Source organism: Rubrivivax albus (assembly GCF_004016515.1).
Classification (GTDB): domain Bacteria; phylum Pseudomonadota; class Gammaproteobacteria; order Burkholderiales; family Burkholderiaceae_C; genus Rubrivivax; species Rubrivivax albus.
In genome coordinates, this window is record NZ_SACT01000010.1 from 141107 (window position 1) to 158365 (window position 17259).

Annotated in this window: 18 protein-coding genes; 11 read left to right on the forward strand and 7 right to left on the reverse strand. The window is 70.4% G+C overall.

The window, feature by feature from the left end:
- The first annotated feature begins 17 nt into the window (after positions 1-17).
- The 7 genes from map to ENE75_RS22550 all read left to right on the forward strand — a co-directional run bounded on the left by map (position 18) and on the right by ENE75_RS22550 (position 7856).
- Positions 18-842 carry a type I methionyl aminopeptidase gene (gene map / locus ENE75_RS22520; protein WP_128200918.1) on the forward strand — a complete coding sequence of 275 codons (825 nt, stop codon included), beginning with the start codon at positions 18-20 and terminating at the stop codon, positions 840-842.
- An 11-nt stretch (positions 843-853) separates the two neighbouring features.
- Positions 854-3451, forward strand: a complete 2598-nt coding sequence (locus tag ENE75_RS22525; RefSeq protein ID WP_128200920.1) for a [protein-PII] uridylyltransferase — start codon at positions 854-856, stop codon at positions 3449-3451.
- Positions 3448-4512 (forward strand): tRNA 2-selenouridine(34) synthase MnmH, encoded by a 1065-nt coding sequence (mnmH, locus tag ENE75_RS22530; RefSeq protein WP_128200922.1) that lies wholly within the window; start codon positions 3448-3450, stop codon positions 4510-4512. Before ENE75_RS22525 ends, mnmH begins: the two co-directional genes overlap by 4 nt.
- Before the next feature lie 46 nt (positions 4513-4558).
- Positions 4559-5335, forward strand: coding sequence for a DUF2189 domain-containing protein (locus ENE75_RS22535; RefSeq protein WP_128200924.1), 777 nt, complete (start codon positions 4559-4561; stop codon positions 5333-5335).
- A gap of 6 nt (positions 5336-5341) precedes the next feature.
- Entirely contained in the window at positions 5342-5560 is a 219-nt protein-coding gene (locus tag ENE75_RS22540) for a DUF2788 domain-containing protein (protein ID WP_128200926.1), read from the forward strand.
- Positions 5557-6168 (forward strand): YitT family protein, encoded by a 612-nt coding sequence (locus ENE75_RS22545; RefSeq protein WP_128200928.1) that lies wholly within the window; start codon positions 5557-5559, stop codon positions 6166-6168. Before ENE75_RS22540 ends, ENE75_RS22545 begins: the two co-directional genes overlap by 4 nt.
- Before the next feature lie 176 nt (positions 6169-6344).
- Complete coding sequence (locus tag ENE75_RS22550; RefSeq protein ID WP_128200930.1) at positions 6345-7856, forward strand: ankyrin repeat domain-containing protein; 1512 nt, start codon at positions 6345-6347, stop codon at positions 7854-7856.
- A gap of 275 nt (positions 7857-8131) precedes the next feature.
- Here ENE75_RS22550 and phbB read toward each other — a convergent pair whose 3' ends face one another.
- From phbB to ENE75_RS22565, 3 genes are read right to left on the reverse strand one after another with little or no spacing between them, the layout of a single operon-like run.
- Positions 8132-8869, reverse strand: a complete 738-nt coding sequence (phbB, locus tag ENE75_RS22555) for an acetoacetyl-CoA reductase (protein ID WP_128200931.1) — start codon at positions 8867-8869, stop codon at positions 8132-8134.
- Between the two features lie 38 nt (positions 8870-8907).
- Positions 8908-10086 (reverse strand): acetyl-CoA C-acetyltransferase, encoded by a 1179-nt coding sequence (locus ENE75_RS22560; protein WP_128200933.1) that lies wholly within the window; start codon positions 10084-10086, stop codon positions 8908-8910.
- 26 nt (positions 10087-10112) lie between these two features.
- Complete coding sequence (locus tag ENE75_RS22565; protein WP_128201113.1) at positions 10113-11771, reverse strand: PHA/PHB synthase family protein; 1659 nt, start codon at positions 11769-11771, stop codon at positions 10113-10115.
- 242 nt (positions 11772-12013) lie between these two features.
- Here ENE75_RS22565 and ENE75_RS22570 point away from each other — a divergent pair, with 242 nt between their 5' ends.
- Positions 12014-12325 (forward strand): hypothetical protein, encoded by a 312-nt coding sequence (locus tag ENE75_RS22570; protein WP_128200935.1) that lies wholly within the window; start codon positions 12014-12016, stop codon positions 12323-12325.
- Here ENE75_RS22570 and pgeF read toward each other — a convergent pair.
- Genes pgeF through ENE75_RS22585 form a run of 3 tightly spaced genes read right to left on the reverse strand, consistent with a single transcriptional unit; the run spans position 12254 to position 14297 of the window.
- Positions 12254-12991 carry a peptidoglycan editing factor PgeF gene (gene pgeF, locus ENE75_RS22575; RefSeq protein WP_128200937.1) on the reverse strand — a complete coding sequence of 246 codons (738 nt, stop codon included), beginning with the start codon at positions 12989-12991 and terminating at the stop codon, positions 12254-12256. The genes ENE75_RS22570 and pgeF overlap by 72 nt on opposite strands.
- Positions 12988-13620, reverse strand: coding sequence for a maleylacetoacetate isomerase (gene maiA, locus ENE75_RS22580; RefSeq protein WP_128200939.1), 633 nt, complete (start codon positions 13618-13620; stop codon positions 12988-12990). The genes pgeF and maiA overlap by 4 nt, the downstream gene beginning before the upstream one ends.
- Positions 13621-13634: 14 nt before the next feature.
- Entirely contained in the window at positions 13635-14297 is a 663-nt protein-coding gene (locus ENE75_RS22585; protein ID WP_128200941.1) for a fumarylacetoacetate hydrolase family protein, read from the reverse strand.
- 52 nt (positions 14298-14349) lie between these two features.
- Here ENE75_RS22585 and ENE75_RS22590 point away from each other — a divergent pair, with 52 nt between their 5' ends.
- From ENE75_RS22590 to ENE75_RS22600, 3 genes are all read left to right on the forward strand, one after another.
- Positions 14350-14895 (forward strand): NUDIX hydrolase, encoded by a 546-nt coding sequence (locus ENE75_RS22590; RefSeq protein WP_128200943.1) that lies wholly within the window; start codon positions 14350-14352, stop codon positions 14893-14895.
- Between the two features lie 181 nt (positions 14896-15076).
- Complete coding sequence (locus tag ENE75_RS22595; RefSeq protein ID WP_128200945.1) at positions 15077-15382, forward strand: high-potential iron-sulfur protein; 306 nt, start codon at positions 15077-15079, stop codon at positions 15380-15382.
- Positions 15383-15475: 93 nt separating this feature from the next.
- The gene (locus ENE75_RS22600; RefSeq protein WP_128200947.1) at positions 15476-15760 is read left to right on the forward strand and encodes a hypothetical protein; all 285 of its coding nucleotides are present in this window, start codon (positions 15476-15478) and stop codon (positions 15758-15760) included.
- Positions 15761-15826: 66 nt separating this feature from the next.
- Here the strand turns inward: ENE75_RS22600 and ENE75_RS22605 are convergent, their stop codons facing one another.
- Complete coding sequence (locus tag ENE75_RS22605) at positions 15827-17023, reverse strand: serine hydrolase domain-containing protein (protein WP_233259231.1); 1197 nt, start codon at positions 17021-17023, stop codon at positions 15827-15829.
- Positions 17024-17259: the final 236 nt, after the last annotated feature.

Consider the following 17259-nt stretch of genomic DNA (forward strand, 5'->3'; position numbering starts at 1 on the left):
GTGGGATAATCCGGGCCATGACGATCACGCTGAAGACCGCCGCCGACATCGAGGGCATGCGCGTCGCCGGCCGCCTTGCGGCCGAGGTCCTGGACATGCTGACGCCGCACGTGGTGCCGGGCGTCACCACTGCGCAGCTGGACAAGCTGGCGCACGACCACATGGTGAACGTGCAGGGCACGGTGCCGGCCACGCTGGGCTATCAGCCGCCGGGCTACCCGGCGTACCCGGCGTCGTGCTGCACCTCGGTGAACCATCAGGTCTGCCACGGCATCCCGAACGACCGGCCGCTGAAGAACGGCGACATCGTCAACATCGACATCACCGTCATCAAGGACGGCTGGCATGGCGACACCAGCCGCATGTTCATCGTCGGCGAAGGCTCGATCCAGGCCAAGCGCCTGTGCCAGATCACGTACGAGGCCATGTGGAAGGGCATCGTCAAGGTGCGCCCCGGTGCGCGCCTGGGCGACATCGGCCACGCGATCCAGACGTTTGCCGAGAGCTCCGGGTTTTCGGTGGTGCGCGAGTTCTGCGGCCACGGCATCGGCAAGCGTTTCCACGAGGAGCCGCAGGTGCTGCACTACGGCCGCCCCGGCACGCTGGAGGAGCTGGTTCCGGGCATGATCTTCACCATCGAACCGATGATCAACGCCGGCCGGCGCGAGATTCGCGAGCTCGGCGACGGCTGGACCATCGTCACCAAGGACCGCTCGCTGTCGGCGCAGTGGGAGCACACCGTGCTCGTCACCGAGACCGGCTACGAGGTGCTGACGCTGTCGGCCGGCTACCCGCCGCTGCCGGCCTTCGTGCAGCCGGCGGCGGCGCTGGCCACGTCCTGAGCACGCCCACGATGGACGACCGGCCCGCGGTGTCGGTGACCGCGTTGCGCGCCCGCGCGCGCGATGGCAAGGCGGCGCTGCTGGACGCCTTTCGCGATGCGCGGCCGACGATCTCCGCCGCGCAGACGCTGCTGCGCGCACTGGCGCGACACGTCGACGGCATCCTGGCGGAGCTCTGGGCACAGGCGGGCCTGCCGAAGGCGGCATCGCTCGTGGCCGTGGGCGGCTTTGGCCGAGGCGAGCTGTTCCCGTACTCCGACGTCGACGTGCTGGTGCTGCTGCCGGCGGCGCCCGATGCCGAGGTCAAGGCCGCGGTCGAGGCCTTCATCACCGGCTGCTGGGACGTCGGGCTGGAGATCGGCAGTTCGGTACGCACGCTGCCCGAGTGCCTGGACGAGGCGGCGCGCGACGTCACCGTGCAGACCTCGCTTCTGGAATCGCGCCTGATCTGCGGCAGCCGCAGCGCCTACACCGCGTTTGCGAAGGCGCAGGCCGCCGCGGTCGACCCCAAGGCCTTCCTGCGCGCCAAGTCGCTGGAGATGCGCCAGCGCCACGTGAAGTACGAAGGCACCCCCTATGCGCTGGAGCCCAACTGCAAGGAAAGCCCGGGCGGCCTGCGCGACCTGCAGGTGGTGATCTGGGTGGCGCGCGGCGCCGGCCTGGGCGGCACCTGGGCCGAGCTGGCGGCCAAGGGCATCATCACGCCCTTCGAGGTGCGGCAGCTGCAGCGCAACGAGGGCCTGCTCAAGCTTATCCGCGCGCGGCTTCACCTGGTGGCCGGCCGCCGCGAGGACCGGCTGGTCTTCGACCTGCAGACCGCCGTGGCCAACAGCTTCGGCCTCAAGCCACAGCGCGGGCAGCGCAATTCCGAGGCGCTGATGCACCGCTACTACTGGGCGGCCAAGGCGGTGACGCAGCTCAACCAGATCCTGATGCTGGGCATCGAGGAGAAGGTGCTGGGGTCCGAAGGCGCGCCGATGCGCCGCATCAACGCCCGCTTCCTGGACCGCGGCGGCATGCTCGAGGTGGCGCAGGACGACCTCTACGAGCGCAACCCCCACGCCATCCTCGAGACCTTCCTGGTCTATGCGCAGACGACAGGCATCAAGGGCCTGTCGGCACGCACGCTGCGCGCGCTCTACAACGCCCGCGAGGTGATGGACACGCGATTCCGGCACGACCCCATCAACCGGGAAGTGTTCATGGACATCCTGCGCCAGCCGCAGGGGATCACGCACGTGTTCCGGCTGATGAACCAGACCTCGGTGCTGGGCCGCTACCTGTGGGTGTTCCGCCGCATCGTCGGGCGCATGCAGCACGACCTGTTCCACGTCTACACCGTGGACCAGCACATCCTGATGGTGCTGCGCAACGTGCGCCGATTCTTCATCCCGGAGCACGCGCACGAGTACCCCTTCTGCTCGCAGCTGGCGGCCGACTGGGACAAGCCCTGGCTACTCTACGTGGCCGCGCTGTTCCACGACGTGGCCAAGGGCCGCGGCGGCGACCACAGCGACCTGGGTGCCAAGGACGTGCGCCGCTTCTGCCGCGAGCACGGCATCGGCCCCGAGGACACGGCGCTTTGCGAGTTCCTCGTTCAGCATCACCTGACGATGAGCCGAGTGGCGCAGAAGGAGGACCTGTCCGACCCCGAGGTCATCGCGCGCTTTGCCAAGGTGGTGGGCACGCCGCGGCGGCTGACAGCGCTGTACCTGCTGACGGTGGCCGACATCCGCGGCACCAGCCCCAAGGTCTGGAACGCCTGGAAGGGCAAGCTGCTGCAGGACCTCTACCACACGACGCTGCGCGCGCTGGGCGGTGCCCAGCCCAACCAGCAGGCCGACATCGAGGCGCGCAAGGCCGAGGCTCGCCAGCGGCTGGCGCTGCAGTCGGCCCTGCCCGGTACAGAGGCGCCGCTGTGGGCGACGCTGGACACGCGCTACTTCGCCCGCCACGACGCCAGCGACATCGCCTGGCACGCGCGGGCGCTGTGGCGCCACGTGGACGCCGCGCAACCGGTGGTCTTCGCGCGGCCGGCGCCCATCGGCGAAGGTCTGCAGGTGCTGGTCTATGCACCCGATGCGCCGGAGCTGTTCGCGCGCATCTGCGGCTACTTCGACGCCGCCGCGTTCAGCATCCTCGACGCCCGTGTCCACACCACGGCCAAAGGCTACGCGCTGGACACCTTCCTGGTGGAAAGCCACCACGTGGTGGAGCACACCGCCTCGGCCTACCGTGACCTGGTGGCCCTGGTGGAACACCAGCTGCCGGCCGCCCTGCGGGCCGACGGGCCGCTGCCCGAGCCCAGCCGCGGCCGGCTGTCGCGCCGGGTGCGATCGTTCCCCGTGACACCGCGCGTGTCGCTGACGCCCGACGAGCGTGCGCAGCGCTACCTGCTGACGATCAGCGCCAGTGACCGCACCGGCCTGCTCTACGCCATCGCCCGCGTGCTGGCGAAGAACCGCATCAACCTGCAGCTGGCCAAGATCAGCACGCTGGGCGAACGCGTGGAGGACACCTTCCTCGTCGACGGCCCGGTGCTGCAGCACGCCAAGGCACAGCTGCGCATCGAGAGTGAGTTGCTCGACGCCGTGGCCACGCCGGCATGAGTCTCAAGCCCGTCACGGCCGACGAGTACCTGGCCGACCCCGTAGCCTGGGATGCGGTGATCGACGCCCGCTCGCCGTTGGAGTTCGCCGAGGACCGCCTGCCCGACGCGCTCAACTGGCCGGTGCTGGACGACGAGGAGCGCCGCATCGTCGGCACCACCTACAAGCAGGTCTCGGCGCTGGAGGCACGCAAGATCGGCGCGGCCATGGCGGGGCGGCGCATCGCCGGGCACCTGGACGCCTTCATCGCCGACAAGCCGCGCGAATGGCGGCCGCTGGTCTACTGCTGGCGCGGCGGACAGCGCTCCGGCAGCCTGGCCTGGTTCCTGTCGCAGATCGGCTTTCGCACCGGGCAGTTGCAGGGCGGCTACAAGGCCTTCCGTGCCGTGGTGCGCGCGCAGCTGGACACGCTGCCGCAGGCGCTGGACTTCGTCGTTCTGGCCGGGCGCACCGGCAGCGGCAAGACGCGGCTGCTGCAGGCGCTGTCGGCCCAGGGCGCCCAGGTGCTGGACCTGGAGGGACTGGCGCATCACCGCGGTTCGGTGCTCGGCGCCCTGCCCGGCCTGCCGCAGCCCACGCAGAAGGCCTTCGACACGCGCGTGTGGCAGGCGCTGCGCGCCTGCGTGCCGGGGCGGCCCGTGTTCGTGGAAAGCGAAAGCGCCCGCATCGGCAGCCTGCGCGTGCCCGAAGCGCTGCTGCTGCGCATGCGCGGCCACGGCCGCGTGGTGCGGGTGGAGATGCCGCTGGCCAGTCGCGTGCAGCTGCTGCTGGAGGACTACGCCTTCTTCGCCGACGACGTCGACGGGTTCTGCGCCAAGCTCGACACGCTGATCGAGCTGCAAGGCCGCGAACGTGTGCACGGCTGGCAGGCACAGGCACGGGCCGGGCAGTGGGCGTCCCTGTTCGAGCGCCTCATGGCCGAGCACTACGACCCCCTCTACGACCGCTCCATGCGCAAGCATTTCGCCACCCTGTCGCAGGCGCCGGCCGTGCCGCTGGCCGATGGCGGCCCGGCGGCACTGGACGCGGCCGCGGTGGCCCTGCTGACCGGCACCGATTGACCACCATCAAGCCGCACCGCCCATTGGCGTGGCAGCATCCGACCCCATGCAGCGCTCGCCGGCCGTCGAGGCCTCCCGCCGATTCCGGCCCCGCACGATCCCGCTGAGCCAGCCGCTGCGCTGGCTGGAGCGCGGCGCGGTGGACTTCACGCGCAATCCTGGCCCTGGTCTGCTGCACGGGCTGCTGGCGGCGCTGTTCGGCGGCGTGCTGTTCGTGCTGGCCGGCCAGCACTTCTGGCTGGTGGCCGGCGCCTTCAGCGGCTTCCTGATCGTGGCACCGCTGGCAGCCACCGGCCTGTACGCCGTCAGCCGGGCGATGGAGCGTGGCGAACCGGCGGGCTTTCGTGCCGCGTTGGCCGTGTGGCACCCGCGGAACCTGCGGCTGGTGGGCTTCGGCGTGCTGCTGGCGCTGGCCGGCACCGGATGGGTGATGACCTCGGGCGCACTGATCATCGGCTTCGCGCCGGCGCCGGTGCTGGGCCCGAAGGATTTCCTGCAGGTGGTGCTGCTGGGCGACGGCTGGCTGTTCGAGGTCTGGCTGATGCTGGGCGCCATCCTGGCAGCACCGGTGTTCGCCAGTTCGGTGGTCGCGATCCCGATGCTGCTGGACCGCGACGAAGCGCTGCCCGTGGCCATCTACACCAGCTGGCGCGTGGTGATGGAGGACCCCGTGCCGCTGGCGCTGTGGGCTGGCATCATCATGGCGCTGACGGCGCTGGGCATGGCCACGGCACTGACCGGGCTGATTGTCATCCTGCCGTGGCTGGCCCACGCCAGCTGGCACGCCTACCGCGACCTGGTGGAGCTGCCGCCCGAAGGCTGACCGCCCATGTTCGGCTACACCGAGGAGCAGATCGCCTGGTTCGGGCTGACGTTCGGCGTCACGGCCTTCATGCTGTACATGGTCTTCATCGTGCTGCAGCTGGCGCGCGAGTCGAAGGCCGGCAAGTTCGGCACCTTCGTCCTGCTCCTGGTGCTCGGCTTCGGCCTGCTGGGCTTCGCGGCCAAGGGTCTGATCAAGTACTTTCTGGCCGGGGTGGGCGAATGAACGCGACCGCCGCGCCGAGTCGGCACAGCCTGTTCGACGACGCCCAGGGTCTGCTCACGGGCACGCTGTTCGTGGCGCTGGCGCTGGTGATGTTCCGCCAGGCCGGGTTGGTGACGGGCGGCACGGCAGGGCTGGCCTTCATCGCGCACTATGCGCTCGGCGTGCCGTTCGGCGCGGCCTTCTTCGCCATCAACCTGCCCTTCTATGCGCTGGCGTGGCGGCGCATGGGCGCACGTTTCACGCTCAAGACCTTTGCTGCCGTGGCGCTGCTGTCGCTGCTGGCCGAGGCCGTGCCGCGCTGGGTGGTGCTGCAGTCGGTGCACCCGGCCTTCGCGGCGCTGGGCGGCGGGCTGCTGATGGGCGCGGGGCTGCTGATCCTGTTCCGCCACCGCGCCAGCCTGGGCGGGCTGAACGTGCTGGTGCTGTGGCTGCAGAACACCCGCGGCTGGCGCGCGGGCAAGGTGCAGATGGGCCTGGATGCGCTGATCCTGCTGGCGGCCAGCCCGTGGATCGGCGCCCAGGCGCTGCTGTGGTCGGTGCTGGCCGCGGTGGCGCTGAACTTCGCGCTCGCGGTGAACCACAAGCCCGGGCGCTACGCCGCGGTCTGAGGCCCGCCACTTGACCGCCGCCACGCGCCCGTGACAGCATGCCGGCGGCGCGCAGGGCGCCACCGGGTCTGCGGACAGGGTCGAACCCACCTGACACGCTTGCGTGCGCCACCGCGTCGCCGTCGCCTCGTGCGGCCCGCTGCTGCAGACCCCGGGCCCCCGCACGGAGGATCATGATGAGCCGCGCCCTGCCGCCCCTGCCCCACCCCGACCACCTGCGCCGTCAGGCCAAGGATCTGCTGCGTGCCTGGCGCGCTGGCGATGTCGCAGCCCTGGCGCGCGCCAGCGCGTGGCAGTTGCAGCCGCCCTGGCAGCTGGCCGCGGCACAGTTCGTCATCGCCCGCGAACACCAACAGGCCAGCTGGCCGCGCCTGATGGCGGCGGTGGACGCCCGCCGTGCCACCGCACTGGACGAGGCGGACTTCGTGGCCGAAACCGTCGCACTGGCGCTGGGGCGCGGATGGAACGCCCCGCAGCCGGCGCGCGCGCTGGCCGGGCTGGCGGCCCGCCCGGTGTCGCACCCTGCCCTGGCGCTGCTGCGGGGCCAGGCCGACGAAGCGCTGTCGCTGCTGTCGGGCACGGCTTTGCACGCCAATTTGCCGCCCTGGCAGGCGCCACCGCTGGTCTACGCCGCGGCCTCCGGCCTGGCGCGGCTGGACAGCCATCGCACGGCGCTGGAACACACGGTGCAGACCCTGCTCGACCACGGGGCGGACCCCAACGCCACCTGGACCGACCCCGACAACCCCGGCCAACCCCTCCCGGTGCTCTACGGCGCGGTGGCGCGGTCACGGAGCCTGGGCATCGTCGAACGCCTGCTGGCCGCCGGCGCCGACCCCAACGACAACGAGTCGCTCTACCACGCCGCCGAACGCGACGATCCCGCCTTCATGAGCGCCCTGGTGCGTGCGGGTGCGCGCTGGACGGGCACGAATGCGCTGTTCCGGCAGCTGGACCACGAGCATCCGGCCGGCCTGGCCGCGGCCTTGGCGCTGGGCGCCGACCCGAACGAACGCGGCCCCGGTGGACGCCGCGCCCTGCACCACGCGCTGATGCGCGGCCGGGGCGCCGACAGCGTGCGGCGGCTGCTGGACCACGGTGCCGACCCGGCCGCGCCGGACGACGTGGGCTTCATCGCGGCGGACTACGCGGTGCGTGCCGGCGATCGCGCGTCGCTGGCGCTGCTGCCGACGCCAGGCGCCGCGCCGCGCACGATGCGCGACGAAGAGGCCTTCGCGGCCGCCTGTGCCGCGGCGGACGAGGCCCAGGCCCGCACGCTGCTGGCCCGCGATGCGAAGCTCGTGTCACGCCTGCCGCCACACCTGCTGCGCCTGCTGCCCGAGCAGGCCCAGCGCGGCCGCCACGACGCCGTCGCGCTGATGCTGGCCCTGGGCTGGCCGGTGGCCGTGAAGGGTGACTGGGACGCCAGCGCGTTGAACCAGGCCGCCTTCCGCGGCGACGCCGCGATGGTGCGCCTGCTGCTGGCGCATGACGCGCATTGGGACGAGCGCAACGGCTACGGCGGCAACGTGGTGGGGAGTTGCCTGCATGCCGCGTGCAACGAGCCGGTGGCCGGTGGGGACTACGCCGCCGTGCTTGGCCTGCTGCTCGATGCCGGCGCGCCCGCACCGGAAGACCTGGACGCGCTGCCTTCCGACCTGCAGGACGTGATCAACGCAAGGGCGTGAAAGTACAAGCGCCGGCCAGAGGCCGGCGCTCAACCGTCATGCTGGAGCCCCAGCCTGGAGGGAGCCGAAGGCCGCGGCTCCGACAGCCCTGAGGGCTGTCGGACGACCCGAGGGGCCAGAGCTCTGCGAGGGCGCGGCCTGCAAGGCTCGGGGGAGCAGAACGTTCACCCGCAGGATGAGCGCCGGCTCGCCAGCGCCCCAGCCGGCGCGCGCGAGACGCGCGCCGTCGTTCGCGAGGCGTGTGACCGTCCGCAGGGACGGTCACACGTCCACGCTCACCCCATGTGCAGGCCGCCGTTGCAGCTGAAGTCGGCCCCCGTGGTGAAGCCGGAATCCGGCCCGGCCAGCCAGGCGACGACCGAGCCGATCTCCTCCGGCGTGCCCAGGCGCTTGACCGGGATGGTGGCGACGATCTTCTCCAGGATCTCGGGCTTGATGGCGCGGACCATGTCGGTGCCGATGTAGCCCGGGCTCACGGTGTTGACCGTCACGCCCTTGGCCGCCAGCTCCTGCGCCAGGGCCATCGTGAAGCCGTGCATACCGGCCTTGGCGGCGGAATAGTTGGTCTGGCCGGCCTGGCCCTTCTCGCCGTTCACCGAGCTGATCTGGATGATGCGGCCCCAGCCACGCTCCACCATGTCCGGCACCACCTGCTTGGTGACGTTGAACATGCTGTTGAGGTTGGTGTCGATGACGGCCTTCCAGTCGTCGGGCGACATCTTCAGGAACATGCGGTCGCGCGTGATGCCGGCGTTGTTGACCAGCACGTCGATCGGGCCGTGCTCTTCCTTGGCCTTGGTGAAGGCGGCCACGGTGCTGTCCCAGTCGGCCACGTTGCCGACGCTGGCGTAGAAGGTGTAGCCCTCGGCCTTCTGTTCGTCCAGCCACTTCTGGAAGTCCCGGGTGGGGCCGCAGCCGGCGATGACCTTGAAGCCTTCCTTGGCCAGGCGCTGGCAGATCGCGGTGCCGATGCCGCCCATGCCGCCGGTGACGTATGCAACTTTCTGACTCATGTCTTCCTCCAGTTAAATCCGGTTGATGTGATCCGACTCTAGCGCTCGACGGTCAACGCCACACCCATGCCACCCCCAATGCACAGGCTCGCGATGCCCTTCTTGGCATCGCGCTTGACCATCTCGTGCAGCAGGGTGACCAGGATGCGGCAGCCGCTGGCGCCGATGGGGTGGCCGATGGCGATGGCGCCACCGTTGACGTTGACCTTGCTCGTGTCCCAGCCCATCTGCTGGTGCACAGCGCAGGCCTGGGCCGCGAAGGCCTCGTTGATCTCCAGCAGGTCCAGGTCGGCCGCCTTCCAGCCGGCGCGCTGCAGCGCACGCTGGCTGGCGGGCACCGGGCCCATGCCCATGGTGGCAGGGTCCAGACCGGCGCTGGCGTAGCTGGCGATGCGCGCCATCGGGGTCAGGCCCAGGCGTTCGGCCGTCTTGGCGGCCATGACCACCACGCCGGCCGCACCGTCGTTCAGGCCGCTGGCGTTGCCGGCGGTGACGCTGCCGGCCTTGTCGAAGGCCGGGCGCAGGCCGGCCAGCGCATCGGCGTTGGTCTTGCGGTTGATGAACTCGTCGGCGTCGAAGACGACGGGGTCACCCTTGCGCTGCGGGATCGAGAACGGGACGATCTCGTCCTTGAACCGGCCGGCATCCTGGGCCGCGGCGGCCTTCTGCTGGCTGGCCAGCGCCAGCGCGTCCTGCTGCTCGCGCGTGATGCCGAACTGCTTCGCGACGTTCTCCGCCGTGATGCCCATGTGGTACTGGTTGTAGACGTCCCACAGGCCGTCGGTGATCATCGAATCGATCATCTTCCAGTCGCCCATGCGCTGGCCGTCGCGGCTGCCCTGAAGCACGTGCGGGCTCATGCTCATGCTCTCCTGGCCGCCGGCGATCACGATCTCGCTGTCGCCGTCGCGGATGGCCTGGGCGGCCAGCATCACGGCCTTCAGGCCGGAGCCACAGACCTTGTTGATCGTCATCGCGGGCACGGCGTTGGGCAGGCCGGACTTGATGACCGCCTGGCGCGCCGGGTTCTGGCCGCAGCCGGCCTGCAGCACCTGGCCGAGGATGACCTCACCCACCTGCGCACCGTCGAGCTTCGCGCGCACCAGCAGTTCACGGATCACGGCCGCGCCGAGGTCGGCCGCGGGGGTCTTGGCGAGCGAGCCGCCGAACTTGCCGACGGCGGTGCGGGCGGCGGCGACGATGACGATGTCGGACATGGGATCGGGTCTCCTGTGGGTTCCGGTCAGGCCTTGGCCTTGACGTAGCGGCCGGGCGCCGGCTCGATGGCCTTGTGCGCACGGCTGCCGTAGGTCTTGGGCGCGGCGATGCGCTTGCCGCCGTGCGGCTTGAGCCAGTCGGCCCAGGCTGTCCACCAGCTGCCGGGATGCTCGGTGGCACCGGCGAACCAGTCATCGGCCTTGGCCGGCAGCTTGGTGTTCGTCCAATAGCTGCGCTTGCCCTTGGCCGGCGGGTTGATGACGCCGGCGATGTGGCCGCTGGCGCCGAGCACGAACTGCGTCGGTCCCTGGAGGATCTGGGTGGAAGCGTAGGCCGCCTTCCAGGGCACGATGTGGTCCTCGCGACTGCCGTAGACGAAGAACGGGGCCTCGATGGACCGCAGGTCCACCGGCTCGCCGCAGACCGTGAGCTTGCCCGGCTTCTTCAGGTCGTTCTGCAGGTACATGTGGCGCAGGTACCAGCAGTACATGGGCCCGGGCAGGTTGGTGCTGTCGCCGTTCCAGTACAGCAGGTCGAATGGCGGTGGCGTCTCGCCCTTGAGGTAGTTGCCGACCACGTAGTTCCAGACCAGGTCGTTCGGGCGCAGGAAGCTGAAGGTGGTGGCCAGTTCCTGGCCCTTGAGCAGCCCAGGGCCGGCCGGTGCCTGCGCACCGATGGTCATCTCGCGCAGCTGCACCGAGGCCTCGTCGACGAAGATGTCGAGGATGCCGGTGTCGCTGAAGTCCAGCAGCGTGGTCAGCAGCGTCACGCTCTCGGCCGGTTGCTCGCCGCGGGCGGCCAGCACGGCCAGCGCGGTGGACAGAATGGTGCCGCCCACGCAAAAGCCCAGCGTATTGATGGTCTCGGCACCGCTGATCTGGCGCACGACCTCGATGGCGCGGATGGGACCCTGCTCGATGTAGTCGTCCCAGGTCTTGTCCTTCAGGCTGTCGTCCGGGTTGCGCCAGCTGACCACGAAGACCCGGTGCCCCTGCTCCACCGTGTAGCGGATGACGGAGTTCTCCGGCTGCAGGTCGAGGATGTAGTACTTGTTGATGCACGGCGGCACGAACAGCATCGGCCGCGCATGCACCTGGGCCGTCAGCGGCTTGTACTCGATGAGCTGGAACAGCTCGTTCTCGAAGACCACGGCACCTTCGGTGGTGGCCACGTTGCGGCCGACCTCGAACACCGATTCGTCGGTCTGCGAGACATGGCCCTTGCCCAGGTCCTCCATCAGCTGCTTGACGCCGGTGGCGATGCTCTCGCCCTTGGTCTCCACGGCCTTGGCCAGCGCCTCGGGGTTGAAGGCCAGGAAGTTGCTGGGGCTGGTGGCGTCCACCCATTGCTGCACCGCAAAGCGGATGCGGGCCTTGGTCTTGGCGTCGCCCTGCACCGACTCGGCCATCTGCATCAGCGTGCGCGCGTTGAGCAGGTACATCTGCGCCGTGTAGGCCGCCGCCGGGTTCTGCAGCCAGGGCTGGGCGGCGAAGCGGCGGTCCGGCAGGGGCTTGGACTCGCCCTGCTGCAGGCGCTGCAGGGTGTCGTTCCAGATCTGGCCGATGCTCTTGAGGTACTCGCCCTGCAAGCCGGCCACCTGCTCCTGCGGCAGCGTCAGGCCCTGCAGCCGGCCGAACATGTCCGAGAACGCCGCACCGAAGGCGCCCGCTGCATCGCCCGCCATCGGGCCGGGCGCACCCACGGGCGCCGCCGCGGCGGCCGGGCGGGCGGCGGGGGCAGCCTTGGCGCTCTGCGGGGCTTTCTTGGCGGCGGTGGGGCGCGGACGCGCGCGGGCGTTACGCTGGGTGCTCAAGGCTTGTCTCCTCTGGGTGGGCGGGTCGTGACCAGCATCACGTTGTACGCCGCATCGCTTACCACGTGTTGACGGTCAATTCCATTTTATGAAACTCCAACTCACCTGTCGAGATGTACCTGGTCGCGATTGCCTGGATTTACGTGGTGCTGATGATGGCCGTGGCGGAAGCCATCTCACCCCAGGGCACCGTGCTCGGCGCCGTGGTGACGCTGCTGCTCTACGGTGTGGGGCCGCTCGCCTTGCTGCTCTACATCCTGGGCGCGCCACACCGGCGCCGGCGGCGGCTGGCCGCCGAAGCGCAGGACGCCGCGACAGCGGCCCAGGCGGCCGCCCCGGCCGCAGCGAATGGCTCAGGGGCGCCGCCAGATGGCAGCGGCGAGCCGGCCGGTGACGCCGTCCCGGCGGTACGAAAAGAAGCGTGACGGGTCGCTGACGGTGCACCACGTGCCGCCGTGCACGCGGGTGAGCCCCAGCCGCTGCAGGCGGGCGCGGGCCAGCCCGGCGAGGTCGGCATGCCAACGCGGGTCGCCGTCGGCGCGCGGCGTGTAGCGCAGCAACGCGGCATCGTCGGCGAACGCGTCACGCACATCCGCCCCCACCTCGAACGTATGCGGGCCGATGCATGGGCCCAGCCAGGCCAGCAGATCGTGGGGATCGGCCCCGGTGCCGTTGCACAGCGCCTGCACCGCCACGTCCAGCACGCCGCCGGCCAGGCCACGCCAGCCGGCATGGGCTGCCGCCACGCCCCGGCCATCCGGATGCGCCAGCAGCACGGGCAGGCAGTCGGCCACCTGTACCACGCAGGCCACCCCGGGCTGGTCGGTCCAGGCGGCGTCGGCGTCAGGGGTCGGCCCGGCCAGCGCGGCCGCGTCGGCCTTGACCACGCGCACACCGTGCACCTGGCGCAGCCAAAGGGGCTGAGCACCCCCCAGGGTGGCCGCGAATCGGCGGCGGTTCTCCGCCACGGCCACGGCGTCATCGCCCACGGCCACACCCAGGTTCAGCGAAGCGTACGGTCCCGGGCTCACGCCGCCGTCGCGCGTGCTGCAGCACGCGCCCACCGGGGCCGGCCAGTCGGGAACGATCACGCGGCGTCGGGGCAGCGCTCGGGGCGCGTCTGCTCGAAGGCGTCGAGCTTCATGCAGGCCTCGAAGACCCGCATCACGTGGGGCACGTGGTCCAGCCGGCAGTCGAAGCGCTGGGCGTTGAAGATCTGCGGCACCAGGCAGACGTCGGCCAGCGTCGGTGTGTCGCCATGGCAGTAGGTGCCAGGCCGGGCGGCCAATTGGCGTTCCACGACCTCCAGCCCGGTCTCCACCCAGTGGCGGTACCAGCGGTTCTTGTCGTCCTCCGACAGCTTCATCGGCCCGACCAGATAGCGCAGCACCCGCAGGTTGTTCAGCGGGTGGATCTCGCAGGCGATGTCCATCGCGATGGCACGCACGCGGGCACGCGCCACCGGGTCAGCCGGCAGCAGCGGGGGCTCGGGGTGGGTCTCGTCCAGATACTCCAGGATGGCCAGCGACTGCGTCAGCACGGTGTCGCCGTCCTTCAGCAGCGGCACCAGGCGCGAGGCCGACACCGCCATGTAGGACTCGCCGGTCTGCTCGTTCTTCGGCAGGTGCACTGGCTTGTAGTCGTACGCCAGGCCCTTGAGGGCCAGGCCGATGCGCACACGGTACGACGCGGAACTGCGGAAGTAGTTGTAGAGCTCCATGGCGCCGGTCTCCGTCAGGCCACGCGCACCTTCAGTGCCGGCAACCCGTCGATATGGGCCTGCATCACATCGCCGCGCGCCACCGCACCCACGCCGGCCGGGGTGCCGGTGAAGATCAGGTCGCCGGCCTGCAGCGTCCAGGCGTCGGCCAGCTTCTCCAGCGTTTCGGCCACGTTCCAGATCAGGTCCTTCAGGTCACCGGTCTGGCGGCGCTGGCCGTTGACATCGAGCGTGATGGCCCCCGCATTGAGCTCGCCGGTGGAGGCGATGGGCACGATGGGGCCGATCGGCGCCGACTGCTCGAAGGCCTTGCCGATCTCCCAGGGCCGGCCCTGTTTCTTCATCTCGCCCTGCAGGTCGCGCCGGGTCATGTCCAGGCCGAGGGCGTAGCCGAAGATGCGCGCGCCCGGGCCGAGCGCGACGACCAGCTCCACCTCGTGGTGCAGGTTGGACGTGAGCGACGGGTAGGCAATGCTGCCGGTCTCGCCCTCGGCCACCGGCACCAGGGCGTCATTGGGCTTCATGAAGAAGAACGGCGGCTCACGGCCGGAGAAGCCCATCTCCTGGGCATGCTCGGCATAGTTGCGGCCCACGCAGTAAATGCGATGCACTGGGTAGCTACCGCCGCCGGCCACCGGCAGGGTCACGGGCGCGGGCGCAGGGAAGACGAGGCTCATCAGGGGTCTCCGTGGTCAGCGGAGGATGATGCCACGCCGCTACACTGACCACATGTTCGCGCCCCGCCGCATCCAGCACTGCCGCGCCTGCGGCGCGTCCACCGCCTACCGTGTGCCGGCCGACGACAACCGCGAACGCGCCATCTGCGGCACCTGCGGCGAGATCCACTACGAGAACCCGATCAACGTGGTCGGCACGGTGCCGGTGTGGGGCGACCAGGTGCTGCTGTGCCGCCGCGCCATCGAGCCCCGACACGGCCTGTGGACGCTGCCCGCCGGCTTCATGGAATTGGGCGAGACCACGGCCGAAGGCGCACTGCGCGAGACCGACGAGGAAGCCGGCGCCCGGGTCGAACTCGAGGGCCTGTTCACCATGCTCAACGTGGTGCGCGCCGGGCAGGTGCATCTGTTCTACCGCGCACGCATGCTGGACACGCGGCTCGACCCCGGGCCGGAGACGCTGGAAGCGCAGCTGTTCCGAGAGAACGAAATCCCCTGGGACCAGATTGCCTTCCGGACAGTGCGCCAGACCCTGGAGCACTACTTTGCCGACCGGCGCAGCGGCGCCTTCGGCGTGCATGTCGGTGACGTCGCCTGACCGTGCTCGGCATCCCTGCCGTCCTCCGCCCGCTTGATCAAGAACGCTTCTTGTTCACCGCATCTCGCGAAGAAATCTGTGATCGTCTGTCTTCCGCCGCCGCAGGTCGCACGTTGAGACGCCGCGGCGGTCTCTGGAGCCCGCCCCCATTGAAGCGACTACAACCCACAGGAGTTCAATCATGACCAGCCGTCGCCAGTTCATTCAGATCATCCCCGTTGCCGGCGCTGCCGCGCTGCTGGCGTCCGCCGGCAGCGCCCAGGCCGCCATGGTCGACGAGAACGACGCCCAGGCCAAGGCGCTGGGCTACGTGGCCGATGCCGCCAAGGCCGACAAGACCAAGTACAAGCAGTTCGCTGCCGGCCAGCACTGTGGCAACTGCGCGCTGTACCAGGGCGGCGCCGCCCCGGCCGGCAAGTGCGCCCTGTTCCCGGGCAAGGAAGTGGCCAACAAGGGCTGGTGCAGCGCCTACGCGAAGAAGGCCTGAGTCCCGGCGCGTTCCATCGCGCCAGACGCTGCGACCGGGCGGGGCGGAACGGCCCCGCCCCTCACCCCCTACCGACGACCAGCAGGGCATGACATGAGGCTGACCACCCTTGCCTTCGTCACATTGGCCATGGCAGCCACGTCGACGCTGGCCGCCGACGCCAAGGAGCGCAAGTTCATCCGCCAGGGCATGCCCGAAGGCGAAGTGCTCTTCAAGATCGGCAAGCCGGACCATGAAAACATGATCCGCGCGGAGCAGGGGCACCCGGAAGAGAAGGCCTGGACCTACTTCCCCGGCTACGGCGATGCCCAGACCCTGACCGTGATCACGTTCCGGTCCGGGGTCGTGGCGAAGGTCGAGCGCAAGATCGCCCGGTAGACCTGCACGGCGGGGGCGGGCGCCAGCGCGCCTCCGAGAAGCGCCCTCGCGCCGCGATGTGGCGTCTCAGCGGGGCGCGGCCAGCAGATGCCGGGCCAGCGCGTGGTATGCCGGCAGCGAGGTCGGGTCGATGGCGGCATTGCCCGCCACCGGATGCGACGCAAAGCGCGCGATCACCATCTCCGCCTTCGGGTCGACGTACACGGTCTGCCCGTGCACGCCGCGCGCCGCGAAGGCGCCGTGGGCGTTGTGCGTGACCCACCACATGCTGCGGTAGCTCCAGCCCGGCAGCTGCGCGTAGCCGGCCTTGGCGAAATCGGCCGTGCTGCCGCCACGGCGGATGTCACCCACGGCGATCGCCGGCACGATCTGCCGACCGTTGAACACCCCGTTGTTGCGGATCATCTCGCCGAAGCGTGCCAGGTCCCGCAACCCGGTGCTCAGCCCGCCGCCGGCGAACGGCATGCCGATGGAGTCCACCGACATGTAGGCGTCCTGCTCGGCGCCCATGGGGCTCCAGATGCGCTCGGACAGCAGCTGCGCCACTGACTTGCCCGTCACCCGCGCCAGGATCCAGCCCAGCGCGTCGGTGTTGGCGGTGCGGTAGTGGAAGGCCTCGCCGTGCACACCCTCGGGCTTCACGGTCTGCAGGAACTCGTAGTAGCTGCGCGGGCCGGTGTAGTCCTTGGGCTTGGGCAGCGGGTTGCCCGCGGCACCATGGGCCCAGACCTCGGCGTTCGGATCGGCGTAGTTCTCGCTGAACTTGATGCCGGTGGTCATGTCCATGACCTGACGCACGGTGGCATTGCCGAAGGCGGAAGCGGCGAGCTCGGGCACGTAGTGGTCCACGCGCTGGCCGGCCTCCAGCACGCCTTCGGCCACCAGCATGGCCGCCAGGGTGCCGACGAAGGTCTTGGTGACCGACATCGCCCCGTGCTGCCCCTCTGGCTTGAGCACGCCGAAGTAGCGCTCGTAGACGATGCGGCCCCGGTGCAGCACGACGATGCCGTCGGTGTAATTGGCGTCCAGCGACTCACGCCAGGTCATCGGCCGGTCGCTGTTCAGCGGCGTGAAGCGCACCGCGTCGAGGTCGTCGCGCAGGGCGCTTGGCAAGGCGGCCACCGGGCCCAGGCCGCGGGAGACGTTCACCGTGGGCATGAGCTGGCGGAAGTTCGACACCGTCCAGCGCATGGCCGGGAAGGCCCAGTACGAACCGTCGTCGAAGCGGATGACGCGGTCCGGCGGCGGCGGCGCGCCGACCATCCAGCCCAGCTTCGCGGGGTCGCTGGCCTGGGCGTCGGGGAACGGGCCACCCGCCGGGCCCGCGGCCAGGGCAGGCCCCAGCGCCAGGCCCAGTGCGATCGACAGCGCCTGCTGGCGGGCGCGGCGGCTCAAGGTGAGGACGGTCCTGCTCATGGCTCCAGCCTAAAGCCGATGCCGCACCCCCGACCTGACCAAGGTCATGCGCCGCCGCCGCACGGGGGCGGCGGCGCGCGGCC

Coding starts and splice junctions, on each gene's coding strand:
- maiA (WP_128200939.1), bottom strand. CDS start 13,620: ATGGAGCTCTACAACTACTTCCGCAGTTCCGCGTCGTACCGTGTGCGC.
- ENE75_RS22535 (WP_128200924.1), top strand. CDS start 4,559: ATGCAGCGCTCGCCGGCCGTCGAGGCCTCCCGCCGATTCCGGCCCCGC.
- ENE75_RS22570 (WP_128200935.1), top strand. CDS start 12,014: ATGTACCTGGTCGCGATTGCCTGGATTTACGTGGTGCTGATGATGGCC.
- ENE75_RS22550 (WP_128200930.1), top strand. CDS start 6,345: ATGAGCCGCGCCCTGCCGCCCCTGCCCCACCCCGACCACCTGCGCCGT.
- ENE75_RS22545 (WP_128200928.1), top strand. CDS start 5,557: ATGAACGCGACCGCCGCGCCGAGTCGGCACAGCCTGTTCGACGACGCC.
- ENE75_RS22585 (WP_128200941.1), bottom strand. CDS start 14,297: ATGAGCCTCGTCTTCCCTGCGCCCGCGCCCGTGACCCTGCCGGTGGCC.
- ENE75_RS22560 (WP_128200933.1), bottom strand. CDS start 10,086: ATGTCCGACATCGTCATCGTCGCCGCCGCCCGCACCGCCGTCGGCAAG.
- ENE75_RS22525 (WP_128200920.1), top strand. CDS start 854: ATGGACGACCGGCCCGCGGTGTCGGTGACCGCGTTGCGCGCCCGCGCG.
- ENE75_RS22540 (WP_128200926.1), top strand. CDS start 5,342: ATGTTCGGCTACACCGAGGAGCAGATCGCCTGGTTCGGGCTGACGTTC.
- ENE75_RS22565 (WP_128201113.1), bottom strand. CDS start 11,771: ATGGCGGGCGATGCAGCGGGCGCCTTCGGTGCGGCGTTCTCGGACATG.
- phbB (WP_128200931.1), bottom strand. CDS start 8,869: ATGAGTCAGAAAGTTGCATACGTCACCGGCGGCATGGGCGGCATCGGC.
- ENE75_RS22595 (WP_128200945.1), top strand. CDS start 15,077: ATGACCAGCCGTCGCCAGTTCATTCAGATCATCCCCGTTGCCGGCGCT.
- mnmH (WP_128200922.1), top strand. CDS start 3,448: ATGAGTCTCAAGCCCGTCACGGCCGACGAGTACCTGGCCGACCCCGTA.
- ENE75_RS22600 (WP_128200947.1), top strand. CDS start 15,476: ATGAGGCTGACCACCCTTGCCTTCGTCACATTGGCCATGGCAGCCACG.
- map (WP_128200918.1), top strand. CDS start 18: ATGACGATCACGCTGAAGACCGCCGCCGACATCGAGGGCATGCGCGTC.
- ENE75_RS22590 (WP_128200943.1), top strand. CDS start 14,350: ATGTTCGCGCCCCGCCGCATCCAGCACTGCCGCGCCTGCGGCGCGTCC.
- ENE75_RS22605 (WP_233259231.1), bottom strand. CDS start 17,023: ATGGTCGGCGCGCCGCCGCCGCCGGACCGCGTCATCCGCTTCGACGAC.